Origin of the sequence: Gloeocapsopsis crepidinum LEGE 06123, from assembly GCF_015207655.1 — a bacterium.
Taxonomy (GTDB): domain Bacteria; phylum Cyanobacteriota; class Cyanobacteriia; order Cyanobacteriales; family Chroococcidiopsidaceae; genus Gloeocapsopsis; species Gloeocapsopsis crepidinum.
Map to the genome: position 1 here is coordinate 20629 of NZ_JADEWN010000030.1, position 16472 is coordinate 37100.

The window sequence follows — 16472 nt, forward strand, 5'->3', positions numbered from 1 at the left end:
ACAGAAAGGTTGTAGTATAAAGTGATGAGACTGTAACTATAAATGTGCTGATAAACTAAGAGAGATCCCCAGCACAAAATACTATGCTCAAGCGTTCTAAGTTCGAGACGACCCAAACTCAAATTATGCATCGGGCAGAAGAATTAATCGGTGCAGCTTCAAACCGTTACCGGATCACAGTACAAGTAGCCAACCGTGCTAAGCGTCGTCGTTACGAAGATTTTGATAATATAGACGATCCGATGATGAAGCCAGTCATTCGGGCAATTATTGAAATGTCTGATGAGTTGACTCAACCAGAAATTATTGGGGAGTAATAATTAGGCTGTGAAACGCAAGCGATCGCTAATATTCATCACTGCAATTGCAGTTGTCTGTCTAGTTTCTTTGGGTTCAGGAAGATATAACGCAAATCAACTGGCATTCCAACAACCAGCGATCGCTCAAAGTGTCCGTATAAGTGATGTTTGGCAACAAGTTTATCAACAGCTACCCGACTTACCACTAGAAAACCAGTACATTAGCCGACAAACTGGGAAAGTCGATCCAGAAAACACGTTGGTATGGCGCTTAATTAGCTATCATACTTACGTCAAAGGACGTCCGCCAAACTATCGACTCGATTGGAAGTTAACTTTGGCTGATTATCTCGGTGCAAACGAATGGATTCGGGAAGAAAGTTATCCAGGAAACGATACATTGCGACAAAATCCCCTAGAAGGCGATCGCACTGCAATTGAACGCCTTAACCGCGATCAACGAAATGCACTAGTGCAAGCGCTTGTGAATGTTTTTAGTAGCGATTCGGCTACAGCAACTCCTGCAACACCAAGCCCTGAGACACAACAAGAACTACCGCCCCAGCCAGGAGGCGCAAGACTACTAATGCCATAATCAAGTTATATGGAGCGTGTTGTCAAAAGTGGGACTGGTTGGCGCGTTGGTTGGAACCCTAGTGCTACACAATATCAAGCTTTAATTGGTACAGATGACTGGGCAATTGAACTGACATCTGCTGAATTTAATGATTTTTGTCGATTATCACTACAGCTAGCAGAATCAATCGCTCAAATTGCACAGGAATTGATGGACGAAGAAAAGATTAGTTGTGAAGCTGAGAGTGATTTACTGTGGATGGAAGTAACAGGCTATCCTCATGCTTACAGTTTACGCTTTATTCTGCATACAGGACGAGGAGTAGAAGGCAGTTGGACACCTCAAGCTGTTCCTAGTTTAATTCAAGCAGTCCAAATGATTCAGGTTTTCTAGTTTTCATTGTTGCTTAACTGTGCTAGCATTAATATTCTTGACGGGGCGTAGCGCAGCTTGGTAGCGCGCCACTTTGGGGTAGTGGAGGTCGTGGGTTCGAATCCCGCCGCTCCGATTGACTAAAAACCCTTTTTACACAACATATATAGCTTTCTCTAATACCATTTATTGTTATTGAGAGTGCGGAATTATCAATAAGTCTCATTTAACGGTCATATTGAGTCAATTACGCTGCCCCAAATATCCCTACGGTTTCGTTGAAGGAGTTCACGAGCAAGACGATCTGGTTTGCATCGTCGTCCTCAAACACGCCATCCAAGCCTTTATGATGCAGATCCGTGAAGGGCGGCTCATAGAGCAAGCCTGGATCCATTACGCCGTTTTGGGTCAGGTGGTCGATGATGGTTTCTACAAAGCGAATTTGATTAGCGCTAAAGTTGCCGCCCTCTAGATACTGGGCAAAGGCAATTTTTGCAGCGTTACGGTCTAATCCGACAAGTTTACGAATAAAGAGCTTGAGGTGCAGATCCTTACCAAAGACTTGCTCGAATTGCTCTCGACTCCCGATTTCTTCTGCTCCAAAGAGCATTTTTTCTAAAGACTCCAGATCGGTTTGGGTTAGGGGGGCATTGCGCTTAAGTTTGGCGATCGCGATGTGGTCTTCATGGTTGCGAATGTAGGCTTCGACCTTCTTACGATATTGGTAAGAACTGAAGCCCGTATTATGAGCGGGTACATCAACCTCCTGGACTTGTCCAAGTTCATCCGCGAAGTCGGTGTAGACGATGCACTGCGCCTGGCGATCAATAAACTTAATCAGATCTCGCAAGTGAATCCGTACATAGTCGATCATCCAGGGAGTTACATCCATCCACCAATCTTCTGCCTGGACTTCTTGGATCAGGGAGAGTTGATCTCTGACCATCGGAATGTCTTTCTTCTCAAGTTGGCTTAAGAGATCTCGCACTTTGTCGCGTAGGTTGACAAAATCATTCGTGCGCTTCAAGATTGAGAGTTGGAGTTTGAGGCAGAGGAGATCAAATTCTTTGGCAAGGCGATTTTCAGTCGGCAGACCATTGGGAAGTAGCGCCAAGGACTCGGCGATCGCCTCCACATCGTCTTCACTAAGTTGGTTCCAGCGCTCTCGATTGGAGAATTCTTCTACTGTTTGCAGGTGGCGGCGAACCAAGAAGTTTGATCGCTCCATTGTCGCTACGTGCTGATGGAGGTCGTCTAGGAGAGTATTTCGCAGTTCGGCTTGCTCCGAATTGTGGGTTGCCCTTTCGTTGATCAATTGGGTTAGTTCAAGACGGGTTTTGACGAGGCGGGTTGTTAGGGTTTCGTTGAGCTTTTGGCTAGCTTCAGGAATTTGCTGGTTAAAGAAATCAAAGTTACCGCACAGATCAAACACCAAAAACTCTTGCTTATTGTCGTCTATGCCAAAAAGGTCTGGGCAAAGGCGAGTACCTCGCCCGATCATCTGGTTGAACTTGACTTGTGAATAGACGGGTTTGAAGAAAACCAGGTTGACGACTTCGGGGACATCAACGCCAGTGTCGAGCATATCTACAGAAACGGCAATAGTTGGCTCTTTATTGGCTTGGGAGAATTCGTCTAGGAGATTCTGGGCGTAAGTGTTGTGGCTGTCGATGACTTGAGCAAATTTGCCTTTGTAGTGGGGGTAGTTGATATCGAAGCGTTGAACGATAAACTGAGCATGATTATGGTTACGGGCGAAGATAATGGTCTTACCCAGGCGATCGCCTCCGTCTACTTTTAGCCCTCGTTGCATCAGCAACTCTAGTGCCTGGTCTACAGTGCTGATATTGAAGAGCCACTGGTTCAAAGCTGCTGCATTCACCTGGTCGGGGATGGCTCCGGTGTCCTCATCTCTGAATTTTTCCTCGTATTCTTCCTGTTCTTGGGGTGAGAGGTCTGCGTACCTGACCCCTGTACGTAAAAACTTGAAGGGAACATCCACCCCCCTTGAGGGGACGAGGTAGCCGTCTTTGACAGCATCATCAAGTTCGTAGGCAAAAGAAGGTACTCCTGGCTCTAAGTCAAAGATGCGGTAGGTGTCTCGGTGAACTTCAGCTCGGGGAGTAGCAGTTAAACCCACCAAAAGAGCATCAAAGTATTCAAACAGGGCGCGATATTTCTTGTAAATCGAGCGGTGTGCCTCATCAACGACAACTAGATCAAAGTGTCCTGGACTAAAGAACCGCCCAGTTTCATCGGTGCGCCCGTTGTTTCGATTAATGGCGTTGAGCATCGTTGGATAGGTGGAGAGTACGACATTGGCACTCTCAACTGCTTTGTCTTGCGTTAAATTTATAGGAGTGACATTGGGGAGATGGGTTTTAAAGGCACGGAAGGCTTGGGTGAGAAGGGCATTGCGGTCAGCGAGGAAGAGGACGCGCTTCACCCAATTAGCTCGCATCAGCAGGTCAACTAAAGCGATCGCAGTACGGGTTTTTCCTGTTCCGGTTGCCATCACCAGCAGGGCTTTGCGTCCTTTCTTCTCGTCAAAGGTTTCAGTAATGCGGCGAATGGCTTCGGTCTGATAACTGCGCTCGACGATGCTGGGGTTAACTTGAACCAGATGGAGCCGTTTGCGGTGGGTACGGCGGAAGATGAGGCGTTCTAGCTCGTCTTTTTTGAGGAAGCCCTGGATCTCGCGGGGTGGATAGTTTAGGTCGTCCCAGATCCATTGGTCGTAGCCGTTAGTGTAGAAGATGACAGGACGTTGACTAAAGCGTTGTTCTAGACAATCGGCATATAGTTTAGCTTGGTGTTTGCCTTGGGTGGGGTTTTTAGTCGTGCGTTTGGCTTCGATGAGGGCAAGCGGTTTGCCATCACTGCCCCAAAGTACGTAGTCTACTTTGCCTTTACCCGTCTCGTTGGGCATTCCTTGCACTTCGTACTCTGTCCATCCGGTGCGCTCAATGTTCCAGCCCGCTTCTTTAAGAAGTACGTCAATTAGGTAGCGGCGGGTGTCGGCTTCGTTGTAGTCGTGGGTGTCGGGGACAGCTTGGTTTTGCTGCTTGAGGGCGGCGATTTCTAGTTTAAGGGTTTCTAGTTGCTGTTCTGTTTGCCGTTGCCGTTCTTCGGCGATGCGGCGCATCTCGTCTGCCTGGGAAAGTTGGGTTTCTAGTTCCTGGAGTTGGGGCAGGGAGAGGTCAAGATTTGCGGATGCGTTGCTGTGGGGGATGAGGTGGCGATCAAACTTAAGGGAGGGAATATTTTTGCCATCGGGAGCGTAAGAGCGGTACAGCCAGTAAAGAAAGTGGAAAAGTTCTTGAACAAGGTGGAGGGCATCTTTTTCCGTGATACTGGTGGAGTCGTGGACAGCAACGTTTCCCATCTTGTGAATGGCACGGATTTTGGGGAAGAGTCCAGGTTTTAGGTTATCTTGAAAGGTTTGCTCGTGAATGAGGGCAGCAAGGTTGCTATCGTAAGGGAGTTGAAGGTAGGGATCGTTGGCATAGAGCCAGTGAACAGCTTGCTCTAGGGTGAAGCGGGTATAGAAGCAACTGGCGCGTGGGGCAGTGTAGACTAAGCTCTCGGCGTGGGCGGCGTCGTGTTCAAATTGCGGGTAGTGGGTGTGGAGAAAGTCAAAATTGGATGCCATCTAAACGTGTAGCAAAGGACTCTTCATTCAATATTCCCAATTTTGACCGAATATTGAATTAAAATCCATTCAACAATAATTGCACCGGAATTATCACAACAACGCGATCGACAAAAAGCGAAAATCGATCGGCGTTTTGCTGCTCAAAGACCGCAAAGGACGCGCTCTTAGCGATGAAGACGTCCTACACTATAAGCGGATTGTTGTTGCCCTGCAAGAGACAATAGAGCTAATGGCACGTATTGATACAGCCATTCCTGGCTTCCCGATTGAATAAAAGCAGGGTAGCAATTGGCAAGAATCGCGAAACTAGCACGATGAAAACACCAGGGTACTTCATTTACATGGATGTTTGTTGTTTCAACAGACCTTTTGACGATCTCAGGCAAGAAAGAATTCGCCTAGAGGCTGAGGCGGTTATGCTCATTCTTGAAAAGTGTCAATCGGATGAATGGACATTGATTGGAAGTGAAGTCCTTGATGCTGAAATCGAGAAAACGCCTGATCGAGACAAAATGGAGGCAGTGGTAGCATCTATGACAATTGTCAAAACCAAAGTGGCAATTGATGAATCTATTACTCAGAGAGCTAAGGAATTGATGAATCTATTACTCAGAGAGCTAAGGAATTGATGAAACTAAACTTCCAGCTTTATGATGCATTTCATATTGCTTGTGCAGAAACCTGCAAAGCAGATGTGATGCTGACTACTGACGATCGCTTATTACGTAGAGCGTTGAGATTTAGCAATGTGCTACAAGTGGCGGTAGAGAATCCCGTTACATGGTTAATGAAAGCTACTCAGGAGGAAGAAGATGAAGATGACACCAATGGAAATTAGAAGAAAAGGTTATGGGGCATTGGTAAACGCTTTAGGTGTTGCTGGCACGATCCGATTTCTACAACAGTTTGATATAGGACATGGTGATTATACGAAAGAGCGTCATCAATGGTTAGATGAGGTTAATTTAGAAGAGTTTCTGAACGATATAAAGCAGCTACGTGAAGAAAAACCTACAACTTAAAATGAAGTAGATGAATAAGTTGTTGTTCTGGCAGTTGCTCGATCGCCTTGAGGAGAGCTTGTTTGGGGTTCATAGCATCTACTTAAGTTTGCTTTATATATTGTGCCTGGTATTTGATCGAGGTTTGTAGGCAAAATTCACTTCTCAAACTAATCTAAGTAGTATCTGTAGGCGCTTAAGCAGTGCGGTATCATTTTTGAACGCGACTCTCTACTAACGTGAGCTTTTTGAGGTTGTTAGAGCGAGGTCTTTTCGCCCCTTTATCAACCGTGCTGCGAGTAGGTTGAGATTGTGTCTGGGGCTTTGCCCAGTTACTGCGACGTTGCTTGGAGCGTTTACGATTCGGTTGTGCCTCAGACTTTGCTATGGAGCTTGGCTCGTATCCTAGAATAACGTCTTTGGCAAGGGTCTGATTGAGTAATTGTTCGATGTCTTTCAAAAGTGGATATTCATCTTTGCAAACAAGAGAAACTGCTTGTCCTTCCTTTCCAGCGCGACCTGTACGACCAATGCGATGCACGTAGTCTTCTGGTACATTGGGCAGTTCAAAGTTTACTACATGAGGGAGATGATCGATATCTAGTCCCCGTGATGCTACGTCAGTGGCGACTAATACCCGCACCTTGCCCTGCTTAAAATCGTTTAGAGATCTCATGCGGGCTGCTTGGCTTTTGTTGCCATGAATCGCGGCTGTTCTTAGCCCGTCTTTAGCAAGCTGCTCTGCTAGACGATTAGCACCATGTTTCGTGCGAGTGAACACTAGCACTTGTTTCCAGTTGTGGAAACTAATCATGTAAGCAAGTAGTTCTCGCTTGCGATCGCGATCGACAAGATGAACGACCTGTTTCACTTGCTCAGAAGCGGTATTGCGGGGGGCAACTTGGATTAGGGTAGGAGACTTTAGCAGGGTGTTAGCAAGCTGCTGAATTGTTTTAGAGAAGGTGGCAGAAAACATCAGCGTTTGCCGAGATGAGGGCAGCTTCGCCAGAATTTTGCGGATGTCATGGATAAAGCCCATATCTAACATCCGATCGCATTCATCCAACACGAGTATTTCTATTCGGGAAAGATCGAGGGTCTTTTGCTCCAAGTGGTCGAGTAAACGACCAGGAGTAGCGATTAAAATATCAACTCCCCGACGCAGTGTTTGAATTTGCGGTCCAATTGCAATACCACCATAGATTACTGCCGAGCGCAGAGACAGATATTTACCATAGGTTCTGACGCTATCGCTGACCTGGGCTGCCAGTTCGCGGGTGGGGGTGAGGATGAGGGCGCGGGGGGCGCGATGTTCCTTATTAGGATGACCGATGTTGAGGCGTTGTAGTAGAGGCAGCGTAAAACCAGCGGTTTTTCCCGTTCCAGTTTGAGCGCTGGCAAAGACATCTTGCCCCTGCAAAATGGCGGGAATTGCTTGCTGTTGAATGGGGGTTGGCTCGGTGTAGCTCTGATCGGCGACAGCACGAAGTAAGTCGCTCGAAAGACCGAGGTTGCGAAATGTCATTGATGTAGTTGCTCCTAGTAATGCCCCCACCCAAATCAAATACCTGGGACCAGTCTAAGAGCAAGAAATGTGTAGTTGTGTTGGATAGCTCGAACAAGCAAGTCCAATGTGCCAGTAACAGACTGAGATGTACTAGCAAACATTTAGTTTAACACAAATTGTTATAAAGTACGTGGTAAAGGTCAGCGATCGCCACGCTTATCACAGCACCGTCCTGCCTTGAGGAATTTATCAAATTCTGGTTTCCTCACTCAATTCGTCGATATTCTTAGCTCAGAGTTCTCCTCGAAAGGCTCTTTGAAGCAGGGAGTTGAAAAGAGCATCTTGTCTTTTAAAACAATTTTGTTGGTTATTACGACAACTTTCAATTTTTTTCTGAAAAGCCACATACTGTTCTTGGTAAATACGAGGAGGTACAGTTATCTGGAACTTCTTAAGTTCACGAAGGTTCAAAGTTTTTTGAGCTACACCTCGGACTTGTCGGTCTGCTTGTTTTTTTACTCCGTCAGATTGCATTAAACCTAGAAGGAACTCTGGATGTATTTTGCCTGGATCAGGCTTGATGTGGGCGATATGTCTTTGAAAGCAAAACCGCTTCTCAGTACGCACTAAAGCGGCATTACCGTAGCTACCCACTGTTGTATAAAGAATGTCATTGACCTCGATTGGGCAGCGAGCAGTGAGTGAAGCCCAAGACTTGTCAGTAATGTATTTACTCACATTGAAATTAATCTCACCATTAACGATATTGCTAACAAATAAAAAAGGAATTCCTTCAGTTGCCCACTCAGGCGGTTGGTGTGTTCCATCAGTAACTCGGTGACACACTTGTTGAAGTTCAACAACTTCCCACCCCTTCGGGTTCGTAACAGGATCGCCGAACATTTCCAGAAAAGCCGATCGCAATAGTTCTTCTGTGAGAGCGATCGCTTGCTGACGCTTCCGACGAACATCATCAGCCTTATCGAGAATGGCAGCAATGCGGCGCTGTTCTTCTAGGGGAAGCAGGGGGATTTTTAACTGATTTAGAGCATCGATTTTAATACCTTTGACAGTTGCTCCTGATGCTTGATTCTCAAGTTTTTCTGATGCCCATATCAAAAACCAAAGTAGATATTGAGGCAAAAGTTTCGATGAACAGAATAATGCTTTGAGGTCTTGGTTAATTGCTACAGGCATTTTTGTAATACAAGCTCTGCCTACAGCCATACGGGTTACTAAAACAACTGTTCCTGTAGGAATTATATTAGTAGCACTATTCTTGACTCCCTTCTCTGTAATAAATTCTTGTGTATTTTCCAACCATATATCTTTTAAATCTTTAACTGAAGCCCACGGAATATTACCATTCCAATAGTCAGGATTCTGTCGATCAGGAGTCCCGCCTCCACGAATAGTCACAAGTTCGCTAAGACTAACACTTGTTATCATCCTAGCAACCCCTCCAACGCATCCAAATCCGCTCGAATCTCATCCTCTAGCGATCGCAACTTCTGCAATTGCCCTCTAAATTTGCTAACTCTAAATAACTGACTTACTTCCAACCAACTTTGTAAAACTAAACTCCCTTGACTCATGCCAATATCACCTTTGAGGATATCCTTGTCTGCGGCTGTAAATGAATCGTGCAAAATCAAATACTTCTAAACGGGTTTCTTCTGGCAAACTAGCTACTAATGCTTCAATTTTTTCTGCAACTGGAACCCAAGTTTTTGTAGTTGCCCGCCAAACTACAACAAATTGATTTATAGGTAGTGCAGCCAATACCAAAGTTTCCCCATCTTTATTAGTGAATTCTATTTCATAATGCTGGTTGGCATACTTCTCGACAATTGCCCCCTGAACACCTGCTGGCAAATTGTGTTCTGGTAAGTCAATCAGCAACTCAACAACATCGAACAATTCAGGTTTTATCATGAGCGCTTCCTTACATATAATGTGACTAACCTGGCAAAATCGCTTTCAGGTTCCACAATCCAACCAGTACGAACAATTTCCCCTTGGTTTTGTAGCCCAACAATTTCCAAATCTACTCGATACCGTTGCCCATGTTCGTCTGCTTGGGTTGGAGTTGCTTCAGCATCCAAAGCTCGATCTAGAATCTGTTGCAGGAGTAATTCATAGTTATCTTTGGTATATCCTAAGCGCTCTTGAAACATCAAGGCTTTGGCTGCACCAATTGGGTTATCGGGATCTAAAGCATATTCAGTCAACTTACGTGAGTCGATAACCAAGCGAGTAACAACGTCTTTAAGCCTCACCCTAGTAACGCATCCAAATCTGCCCGAACACTATCCTCTAGCTGCAACTTCTGCAAAATCACTTTTATGTTTACGTTCATCGACTACACAGCAAATGTTTCAAAAGCAACTCTTATCGGTTCTGACGAAGTTGGCATAAAGTTGAGTTTTTCAAAACCAATAACCTTGCCGTTTTTATCCTTTATCAAAACCACCTCATTCCCTGTTTCCTCAACTTCATACTCATCTTCGGGAGTGCCAAACCAGACAACTAGAGTATTGCCAATGCGGTCATGAAAAACTTTTACTTGCGCCATAGCACTGTTCCCTCCTTAATTCCACCTGTTCTGTAGGCTGTAATCAAAAAGCCTTCACCATTTAACCGTTTGGCGGTAGTCATCAGTTCCCAATAACTCACGGTTGTCCGAACGCGAAAGCCAAGGGGTGTTTCGACTTCAAATAAAATCTCTTCATTAGAAGAGATATTGCTTGTCATCCCAATAACCTTTCTAATTCATCTAAATCTGCCCGAATTTCAGACTCTAAATCTCGCAACTTCTGCAAAATCACTTTGGGAGGTTTATAAGTCACCTCTGCATATTCAGTTTCTTTGTAACGGTTAATCGACAAGTCATAGCCATTTGCAGCAATTTCTGCCTTTGGCACAAAAAACGCCTTCTTCGTGCGATCGCTATCCTGCTCAATATTCCGATTCTTCCACCGCATCAGCAAATCCGGTATGTCATTTTCTGCGACAGGCTGACGCTTATCATCCAGCGATAACCCATCCGCATCCATGTCATAAAACCAAACGCTATCCGTTCCTCCTACGCCCGTCTTAGTGAAAATCAATACTGCTGTAGACACACCCGCATAAGGCTTAAACACTCCTGAAGGCATCGAAATCACGCCATCCAATTTATGGTTTTCCACCAAAACTTCCCGAATTTTCTTATGCGCCGTCGAGGAACCAAATAGTACGCCATCCGGCACAATCACCGCCGCCCGTCCCCCAATCTTCAATAAACGCAGTAAAAGGGCGACAAACAGCAATTCTGTCTTGGTAGTCGAAATAATTTTAGTGAGATCCTTGGCGATCGTAGACTTTTCTACAGATCCTTTAAACGGTGGATTTGCCAAGACTAAAGTAAAAGACTCAGTGACTCCAGCATGATCCTCAGAAAGAGAATCTCGTGCTTCAATCTTCGGGTCTTCAATGCCATGTAGCATCATGTTCATACTGCCGATCCGCAGCATCGTGGCATCAAAGTCAAACCCGTGAAACATCTTGCTGTTGAAGTGATCCCTGTTCCCTGGTGCATTCAGAATCAGGTTTCCATCTCCATCTTTGAGGTCGCGCAGATACTCCGCCGCCGCTACCAAAAAGCCTGCTGTTCCACACGCCGGATCGCAGATAATTTCTCTTGGACCTGGAGCCATCAACTCTACCATCATCTTGATAATGTGGCGCGGTGTGCGAAACTGCCCATTCGTCCCCGCCGTTGTCAGCTTCGAGAGCATATATTCGTACAGGTCGCCTTTTGTATCCCGATCCTCCATCGGAATTTGCTCGATCTGCCCTACCACACTCGCCAGCAGCGCAGGACTAGCAATCAGGAAGACAGCATCCTTCATATGACGAGCATAGGCGCTTTCTAGAGTATCTTGCCCCAAATTTTTGATGAACGGAAATGCTTTATCTCGGACAACGTGCAGCATTTCCTCAGAATCAGTAAGATTTTTAAAACTAGACCAGCGACAACACTGCTGCTCAATAGAAAAAATTGGATCGCTAACGGGTCTATTTAGCCGTTGGGCTTTGCGCTCCTTAGTTAGTTCTAAGTCATCCAAGCGCTTAATAAATAGTAAATAGGAAATTTGCTCAATGACTGAAAGGGGGTTACTAATACCGTTATTCCAAAACGTAGTCCAAAGCCGATCGACCTTAGACTTCATTTCACCTGTGATCATTCATTCAACTCCTGGGTGAAGCGCGATCGGGGTGCGCGATCGCGTATCAGTCAATCAATATATATAATGCCCACTTAGTCAATCCGTTTGTTGTTGTCCTCAAATTTACTGTTGTCGCTTGATTGCAAATATCTGGAAGCCCTTGCTGAAGCTGAAAAAGAGCAATCCTAATACTAAGCCGATTGCTAATAGAGGGACAAAAATTGCTAAACCTGATAATGCAAACGCACCAATTGACTCGATTGTGGTGATAATACTGTTGCCTAGTCCTACAGTTAATGCAGTTGAAGATAACCGCGTAAAGCTTGTTAAAGCTTGAATAATTCCTGCTGAACCACCGCCTGCAAGCACTGCCATTGTCCATTTAAGTAAAGGATCGGTGTTCGGAAACAAAGCCGCAGCAATCCAAGTACCAAAGGCGATCGCAGTAGGAGTCGCAACCGTATCTAATAAATTATCCACCCAGGGGATATAATAAGCGGCAATCTCAATTATTGTTGCTATGCCAAAGGCATAAAGTGCCGGATACGTTCCCATCCACTCAAAGCCTGAGGACAGCGGTAGATGTCCATAAATTGCAGCAATACTCATCACAAGTGGTGGCACAAAAATCCGAAAACCGCACGCTGCACTTAAAGCAATACCAATAACTATACTTTCTAAGGAATCCATAGCTAGATTAAATATTATGCCCTTCTAGGTTCATTCTAGATTAGGTAATTAGTGAGATTGTGTATGAGCGATTAGCAATTATGTATTATGTAAATTAAATATATGGCTCAAGTTATTATTGTTGGGGCTGGTCCTGCGGGTGTAACACTAGCACTGCTATTAGTAAAACGCGGTATTCGTGTCACGTTAATTGAAGCATCACGAAACTTTCGCCGTACTTTTCGGGGTGAAGGCTTAATGCCAAGTGGTTTAGATGCATTAGAACAAATGGAATTGTTGCCAATTTTAGAACGCATTCCGCATCAAGCTTTAGATGCTTGGGAGGTGATTATCAATAAGCGATCGCTTTTTCGCGTTGATGAACCTCTTGAACCTGGTGGTAAACCTTGCACGTTAGTTTCTCAGCCTGCTTTTTTAGAAGCATTAATCGACGCAGCGAGTCATTACTCTCATTTTGAGTTTATCCAAGGTACTGCGGTACAAGATTTATTGTGGGATCAGCGAGTTGTCGGTGTCAAGCTCAGTGATGGACGCAATTTAAATGCAGATTTAGTCATTGGTACAGACGGGCGTAATTCTATAGTACGGCAACGCGCTAACTTACTTTTAGAGCAACAATCTCACAGCTTTGATATTTTGTGGTTTAAATTAGCCGATAGCCCGCATTTTAAGTCGGAGAATGTCTTTTATTCAATTCTTTGCGATCGCTATGCGTTCGGATTGTTTCGTAGTTCTGAAGGAAATCTTCACTTAGGCTGGACACTGCCTAAAGATTTTCCCCAAGATTGGAAGCATGTTGATCATTGGGCTGAAATATTTGCTGCGGCATCGCCACCATGGTTAGCAGAACATTTTCGCACTTTTGCAGATACAGTTGAGCGACCTGTCTTATTATCTGTTGTTGTTGGGCGGTGTCCGCGTTGGTATCAACCAGGTTTACTTTTGTTGGGTGATGCTGCACACCCAATGTCACCAATTCGCGCTCAAGGTATTAATATGGCATTGCGGGATGCGATCGCTGCGGCAAATCATTTAGTTCCTTGCTTGTCTCAAGATGCAACTGCGGTTGATGCAGTATTACCGCAAATTCAATCTCAACGGGAACCAGAAATCATTAAAGCACAGCAACTGCAAAGCCAAGAAGCAGCACAAGCTGAACTTTTAGAGAAAAGTGCCTTTCTCCGCTGGGGTGTTAGTTTTTTAGCACCTCTGATTCGCACTCCCATAAAACTGTCTTGGTTGCATCGACAGCGCAAGTTACGACAAGGAGTAACCCCACTCAAACTTACAGTATAAACAAAGTACCCTACCGTGGAATTACTGCCAAAAGCCTTATTTGAATGTACAAAGTTACATGCTTGGATAGCGTCGAAAGGGGTTGTAGGGCATCTGTGATTCATACTACAAGCAGTCTATTCTTCAATTGCTTAACTCTTTCTGCAGAACAATGTATTCAAGTCATATGTATTGCTTATATAGAGAAAATCACTGCTTTTGTTGCGATCTAGAGTAGAAGCAAAATTTGGAGGAAACACTTTGTTGCACGATCAAGATTTACCTACACACATTGAAGGAGAAACTCTATCGATATCTCCACCATTACTTGCTAACCAGGAACCACCAGAAATTGCCCGCCAAATTGCAGCGTTACCATCACAGTTGCAAAGTCAAACATTTTACTTACTACCTAGAAGCCAAGCGATCGCAGTTTATCAACTCTTGGATAGTAATTTACAGCAACAACTGCAAGCAGATTTTCAAAACCAAAATGACAACAACCTTGTCAACAACCTTTCGCTGGAAGAAAAAAAACAGTTATTTCAGTTTTTATATACACCAACCACTAATGAAATTGAAGATTCAGAAGAAGACAGTAATTACTTTCCTAGCAATCCCTTCTCTGTGACTCGTAGAAGAATCGGCTGGTTATTTGTTCTTCTGATCACAAATACTATCACTGCGGCTGTGATTGAGAGTCAAGAGGATGTTTTACAAAAAGTCGTTGTTTTAGCTATCTTTATTCCTCTACTTCTTGCTAGTGGCGGTAATGTCAGTATTCAATCTGCAACGGTAGTTGTGCGCGGGCTAAACTCTGATGTTCCCACTCAAAAGCGGTTACTTCCTGTATTGGGTAGAGAGGCGATCGCTGGAATCTTGCTTGGGGGAATGATGGGACTAATTGTTGTCGGAGAAGCTTTACTGTTACAAAATAACTCTACTGTAGCAATAGTGGTAGGAGTAAGCCTATTTACGATTTCTATTATTGGCACAGTTTCTGGTGCTGTTTTACCATTTCTTTTTCAATTTCTTGGTTTCGATCCAGCTTTAATGTCAGCACCTCTGAGTGCCACAATTGTCGATGTCTTGGGTATTTTAATTTACCTTTATACTGCCAGATTTTTCTTACAGGTATAGTAGAAGTATTAATTTCTATGCAGTTACTTTGATTAAATTTTCTATTAAGATCTTACTGCCAATAGCAATTAAAATTCCTCCACCAACAATTTCAATTTTGTTCTGGAAAAAGTTACCAAATTTATTACCAATAAAAACGCCAAAAAATGTTAACCAAAAGGTAATAAATCCGATTGCAGTAATGATAGTAAAAATTGAATCTTTGAGTAATGCAAAACCTAAACCGACTGCTAAAGCATCAATACTAGTCCCAATAGCTAATGCTAATAAGGTAGAATTACATAAGGGGTTGAAATCTTTTTCTTCACCTTCTTGACACGATTCACAGATCATTTTGATGCCAAGTAAACAAAGAATACTAAAAGCTACCCAATGACTAATAGCTGCTAGGAGAGTTCTTAAACTAATTCCTGCTACCCATCCAATTAAGGGCATAATAGCTTGAAAACCACCAAAGAATATAGCAATTTTCAAAGCTTTACTAACTTTGACGTACTTAATTTTTAAACCACTAGCAACTGAAACTGCGAAGGCATCTGCTGCTAATCCCAATGCTAAAATTAGAGTAGCCGTTGGTTGCATTAACTTTATAAATTTAATTCATTCTTCTATTGTTTTACCTGATTTTTCAACAAAATTCTATGGTTTTCTTTCATATTCAGTTCATGGTTAATTCATACTTTTCTCATAATTAGAATTTGAGTACTAAATAAAGTTCATTATTTAAGTTTACTTATTAAATGTATAAGTAAAAAAAATGTATTTATGCTATTGAGACTAAAATTTAGTACTATTTTTCTTTACGAATGACCTCTAAGATTTTTTGGGAAACCACTTAGGTGTAGTCTTCCTGTCGTAGTATGTAAACGTAAACAATTGTAGACCCGCTACTGAAGATTCATTGCTTTAGCAGTAATTTCATCAACGATCCGATCTGGTAAGAACTTCAACATTGCCCTGATTCTGGCATCTTGCCCAACAAGATAGCGAGTTTTTGGTCTTTTTGCTGTTAGTGCGTGAACAACAGCCTGGGCGACTTGATCAGGCGAAATTCCCTTTTGCGCAAGATTCGCTGCGCCTTTACTAGCTGTATTCATTGCCCGACCGTAGAGTTCATGGGCTGAATATGGTAAATTTTGTTGTAAGATATCGGCTTGAGCCAAAGATTTTTGCCAAATTGGAGTTGCGATCGCACCAGGTTCAATAATTGCCACCCAGATTCCCCACGGGCGTAACTCAAGACGCAATGCATCAGTCAAAGCTTCTAGCGCGAATTTGGATGCACTATAAGCACCTAAAAACGGTGTTGTACTTCTTCCGCTAATCGAACCCATGTTCACAATTCGTCCCTTTGCTGATCGTAATAGCGGGAGAAAAGCTTGAGTAACTGCAAGTTGTGCAGTGGTATTGACTTCTAGCTGTCTGCGAAATTCAGTGATTGGGATAAATTCTAAAGGCGCTGCAACAGCGATACCTGCATTGTTGACTAATCCAATTAATGCGGAATTTTCTACAGCGATCGCTACCTTCTCAACAGAGGCTGTAATTGAGTCAGTATCAGTCACATCCAAAAAGATTGGCGTTAACTTTGGCGAAGCTTTCTGTTGCAAAGCTTGCGCATCTTCATTCTTACGTACACCAGCAAAGACTTGAAACCCTAACTGATCTAAACGTAGCGCACACGCTGCACCAATTCCTGTAGATGCACCTGTGACAACAACTGCACCTTTCGTTACGTAAGTCAT

The 16472-nt window shown here is 43.8% G+C and carries 21 protein-coding genes and 1 tRNA gene; 10 read left to right on the forward strand and 12 right to left on the reverse strand.

Annotation, left to right across the window (positions count from 1 at the left end):
• Window positions 1–83 precede the first annotated feature (83 nt).
• From IQ230_RS13235 to IQ230_RS13250, 4 genes are all read left to right on the forward strand, one after another.
• Entirely contained in the window at window positions 84–317 is a 234-nt protein-coding gene (locus IQ230_RS13235; RefSeq protein WP_099702326.1) for a DNA-directed RNA polymerase subunit omega, read from the forward strand.
• A gap of 10 nt (window positions 318–327) precedes the next feature.
• Window positions 328–894, forward strand: coding sequence for a hypothetical protein (locus tag IQ230_RS13240; protein ID WP_193932447.1), 567 nt, complete (start codon window positions 328–330; stop codon window positions 892–894).
• 9 nt (window positions 895–903) lie between these two features.
• Complete coding sequence (locus IQ230_RS13245) at window positions 904–1269, forward strand: DUF1818 family protein (protein ID WP_193932448.1); 366 nt, start codon at window positions 904–906, stop codon at window positions 1267–1269.
• A gap of 41 nt (window positions 1270–1310) precedes the next feature.
• A tRNA-Pro gene (locus IQ230_RS13250) sits at window positions 1311–1384 on the forward strand.
• A 111-nt stretch (window positions 1385–1495) separates the two neighbouring features.
• On the opposite strand, the gene IQ230_RS13255 is transcribed toward IQ230_RS13250, so the two are convergent.
• Window positions 1496–4900: a DEAD/DEAH box helicase family protein gene (locus IQ230_RS13255; protein ID WP_193932449.1), complete on the reverse strand. Its 3405-nt coding sequence runs from the start codon at window positions 4898–4900 to the stop codon at window positions 1496–1498.
• Between the two features lie 79 nt (window positions 4901–4979).
• Here IQ230_RS13255 and IQ230_RS13260 point away from each other — a divergent pair, with 79 nt between their 5' ends.
• From IQ230_RS13260 to IQ230_RS13270, 4 genes are read left to right on the forward strand one after another with little or no spacing between them, the layout of a single operon-like run.
• Window positions 4980–5177 (forward strand): hypothetical protein, encoded by a 198-nt coding sequence (locus tag IQ230_RS13260; protein ID WP_228054864.1) that lies wholly within the window; start codon window positions 4980–4982, stop codon window positions 5175–5177.
• Window positions 5170–5532, forward strand: a complete 363-nt coding sequence (locus IQ230_RS26650) for a hypothetical protein (RefSeq protein WP_228054865.1) — start codon at window positions 5170–5172, stop codon at window positions 5530–5532. The genes IQ230_RS13260 and IQ230_RS26650 overlap by 8 nt, the downstream gene beginning before the upstream one ends.
• Window positions 5532–5741 carry a hypothetical protein gene (locus IQ230_RS26655; protein ID WP_228054866.1) on the forward strand — a complete coding sequence of 70 codons (210 nt, stop codon included), beginning with the start codon at window positions 5532–5534 and terminating at the stop codon, window positions 5739–5741. Before IQ230_RS26650 ends, IQ230_RS26655 begins: the two co-directional genes overlap by 1 nt.
• A complete protein-coding gene (locus IQ230_RS13270; RefSeq protein WP_193932480.1) occupies window positions 5722–5925 on the forward strand; it encodes a hypothetical protein in 204 nt (67 codons plus the stop codon). Before IQ230_RS26655 ends, IQ230_RS13270 begins: the two co-directional genes overlap by 20 nt.
• 190 nt (window positions 5926–6115) lie before the next feature.
• Here IQ230_RS13270 and IQ230_RS13275 read toward each other — a convergent pair whose 3' ends face one another.
• The 9 genes from IQ230_RS13275 to IQ230_RS13315 form a co-directional block, all read right to left on the reverse strand.
• On the reverse strand, window positions 6116–7429 hold the full coding sequence (locus IQ230_RS13275) for a DEAD/DEAH box helicase (protein WP_193932450.1): 1314 nt from the start codon (window positions 7427–7429) through the stop codon (window positions 6116–6118).
• A gap of 273 nt (window positions 7430–7702) precedes the next feature.
• Complete coding sequence (locus IQ230_RS13280; RefSeq protein WP_193932451.1) at window positions 7703–8860, reverse strand: restriction endonuclease subunit S; 1158 nt, start codon at window positions 8858–8860, stop codon at window positions 7703–7705.
• Window positions 8857–9060 carry a hypothetical protein gene (locus tag IQ230_RS13285; protein ID WP_193932483.1) on the reverse strand — a complete coding sequence of 68 codons (204 nt, stop codon included), beginning with the start codon at window positions 9058–9060 and terminating at the stop codon, window positions 8857–8859. The genes IQ230_RS13280 and IQ230_RS13285 overlap by 4 nt, the downstream gene beginning before the upstream one ends.
• Entirely contained in the window at window positions 9014–9346 is a 333-nt protein-coding gene (locus IQ230_RS13290; protein WP_193932452.1) for a DUF4926 domain-containing protein, read from the reverse strand. Before IQ230_RS13290 ends, IQ230_RS13285 begins: the two co-directional genes overlap by 47 nt.
• The gene (locus IQ230_RS13295; RefSeq protein WP_193932453.1) at window positions 9343–9690 is read right to left on the reverse strand and encodes a DUF6883 domain-containing protein; all 348 of its coding nucleotides are present in this window, start codon (window positions 9688–9690) and stop codon (window positions 9343–9345) included. Before IQ230_RS13295 ends, IQ230_RS13290 begins: the two co-directional genes overlap by 4 nt.
• An 83-nt stretch (window positions 9691–9773) precedes the next feature.
• On the reverse strand, window positions 9774–9986 hold the full coding sequence (locus IQ230_RS13300) for a DUF2283 domain-containing protein (protein ID WP_193932454.1): 213 nt from the start codon (window positions 9984–9986) through the stop codon (window positions 9774–9776).
• Window positions 9974–10165, reverse strand: a complete 192-nt coding sequence (locus IQ230_RS13305; RefSeq protein ID WP_193932455.1) for a hypothetical protein — start codon at window positions 10163–10165, stop codon at window positions 9974–9976. The genes IQ230_RS13300 and IQ230_RS13305 overlap by 13 nt, the downstream gene beginning before the upstream one ends.
• Complete coding sequence (locus IQ230_RS13310; protein WP_193932456.1) at window positions 10162–11640, reverse strand: type I restriction-modification system subunit M; 1479 nt, start codon at window positions 11638–11640, stop codon at window positions 10162–10164. The genes IQ230_RS13305 and IQ230_RS13310 overlap by 4 nt, the downstream gene beginning before the upstream one ends.
• Window positions 11641–11745: 105 nt before the next feature.
• Window positions 11746–12312: a DUF4126 domain-containing protein gene (locus IQ230_RS13315; RefSeq protein ID WP_193932457.1), complete on the reverse strand. Its 567-nt coding sequence runs from the start codon at window positions 12310–12312 to the stop codon at window positions 11746–11748.
• A 102-nt stretch (window positions 12313–12414) separates the two neighbouring features.
• Between IQ230_RS13315 and IQ230_RS13320 the strand changes: the two genes are divergently transcribed.
• Together IQ230_RS13320 and IQ230_RS13325 are read left to right on the forward strand one after the other, a co-directional pair.
• Window positions 12415–13608: an FAD-dependent oxidoreductase gene (locus IQ230_RS13320; protein ID WP_193932458.1), complete on the forward strand. Its 1194-nt coding sequence runs from the start codon at window positions 12415–12417 to the stop codon at window positions 13606–13608.
• 240 nt (window positions 13609–13848) lie between these two features.
• On the forward strand, window positions 13849–14727 hold the full coding sequence (locus tag IQ230_RS13325) for a magnesium transporter (protein WP_228054868.1): 879 nt from the start codon (window positions 13849–13851) through the stop codon (window positions 14725–14727).
• A gap of 15 nt (window positions 14728–14742) precedes the next feature.
• On the opposite strand, the gene IQ230_RS13330 is transcribed toward IQ230_RS13325, so the two are convergent.
• Window positions 14743–15309 carry a manganese efflux pump MntP gene (locus IQ230_RS13330; protein WP_193932459.1) on the reverse strand — a complete coding sequence of 189 codons (567 nt, stop codon included), beginning with the start codon at window positions 15307–15309 and terminating at the stop codon, window positions 14743–14745.
• Between the two features lie 305 nt (window positions 15310–15614).
• Complete coding sequence (locus IQ230_RS13335) at window positions 15615–16472, reverse strand: SDR family oxidoreductase (protein ID WP_193932460.1); 858 nt, start codon at window positions 16470–16472, stop codon at window positions 15615–15617.